General features: G+C 56.4%; 1 pseudogene. It reads right to left on the bottom strand.

Annotated elements, in window-relative coordinates:
- Window positions 1–1812, bottom strand: a pseudogene (locus tag AB4043_RS24330) (carboxypeptidase regulatory-like domain-containing protein); the annotation flags it as partial.

Raw genomic sequence — 1812 nt, 5'->3', positions numbered from 1 at the left:
ACATAAGCCAATTGCATGCTTAGGCCGTTGGTGAGCTGCTGTGCAAACGCGAGATTCCAGGCATAGGTCAGCGGCACTTTGAAGTTGCCGGAAGGATCAAAGGTGATAACCGGAATCGTTCCAATGAACGCTCCGTTCGGCGTTGAGACCGGGAATGGATTGGTGGTTGAACCATACGGATTGGAGAAATGCGTTCCTGCAGGGTTCAGACTGACAGTTGTCACAAATGGAGCGCTGCCGATCCAGCCATTGTTGAAGAGACCGTTCGAGCGCGTGTCATAGAACATTCCGGTGCCGCCACGGATACTGGTTCTTCCGTTGCCGAAGACGTCATAGGCAAATCCGACGCGGGGCATCAGGTTGGTATAGACAGGGCGAATACCGTCGACAGGAACACCGGAGTCGCCGGCAAACAGCAGACCTGCGGGAGCGTTGGGAAACTTTGTCGATCGCCGGCCCGCGGCATACGCAGCAGGATTGAACTGCCCCATGCGCAGCCCACGCTCATGCAGCGGCAGGTAAGGCTCATAGCGAACACCGAAGTTCAAGGTAAGGCGCCGGTTGAGCTTCCAGCTATCCTGCGCATAGACACCGATGAACTTCGCGCGGTTCTGCTGGAACTGGCCGGAGCTCTGCGAGAACGTATTCAGATAGCCGAAGAGGAAGTTCGTCAGAGCCGTATTGCCGTTCGTTGCGGTGAAGCCATAGGTGCCGGGCTGACCGTTCTGGTTTACCACATCGACCTTTGCCATCTCACCATGGAAGCCGAAGGCCATGGTGTGATGCCCCTTCACCCAGCGCACATCGTCAGCAAGCGTCATGTTCGAGCGCAGAAAGTCCGCGTGCGGATTATCACCCACGGAAAAGTAACTCGCCACGCTGATGCTCTGAATCGACTTGAACCCAGGCTGCCATACATTCACGCCCAGGTCGTTCATGTTGATGCCGCCGGAGAGCGGCCCACGGGTTGCGTAACCACGCTGGTAGCTGAGAATGAAGTTGTTCAGCAGGTTGTCCGTGAAGGTGTGCGTCTCAGAGATCAGTGCGTTCTGATAATCAATGTTGGAACCGTCGGAATAGGTGGGCAGGTTGCTGAGATTTAGCACTCCGGCATTGGAAAACTTGTCCAGGAAGTAGCGCGCGGTAAAGCGGTCCTTCTTGCCAAGGTTTTGGTCATAGCGGGCCACGTATTCAAGGAAGTCCTGCGCGACCGGGCGAATGAAGTTCAGCGTGACCGGTGCGGTGCTGGTGATATTGGCGACTGCAACATGGGAAAGCAACGCCAGCGATGCAGGATCGAAGTTGGACGGGTTCACAAACGCCGCACCCGTAGCAGGATTCACCGGGTAGAAGGTGTTATTGAATGGATTGGTGATGCCTGCCTGACCGCTCAACACCGGCAGATTGCCTGCAACATTTGCGGTCGTTGGTACGGTAGACGAACTGGGCGCGTTCTGCGTGTGCAGTATGGTGCGCTGCATCCCGAAGAAGAAGAAAGACGATTTGCTCTGCCAAAGTCCGGGCAGCCCCACAGGGCCACCCACCGTGCCGCCAAACTGATTGCGCTTCAGCGGRTCGACAGCGGTTTGAAAGTAGTTGCGTGCATTGAAGACCCGGTTGCGGACATACTCGAAGAGATTGCCGTGAAACTTGTTACTGCCGCCCTTAGTGATGACGTTCACCACAGCGCCGGCGTTCTGACCGTACTCCGCCGTGTAGTTGCTGGTCTGTACGCTGAACTCCTGCAGTGCATCCGGGAACGGAAACGGCGCGTTGACGTTGGTGTACTCATCCACGTTGTTGCCGCCATCC

The sequence above is a fragment of the Terriglobus sp. YAF25 genome, from assembly GCF_052113305.1.
GTDB lineage: Bacteria > Acidobacteriota > Terriglobia > Terriglobales > Acidobacteriaceae > Terriglobus.
Note: the sequence above shows the minus strand (reverse complement) of the source record. Positions and strands in the feature narration are given on the sequence as shown.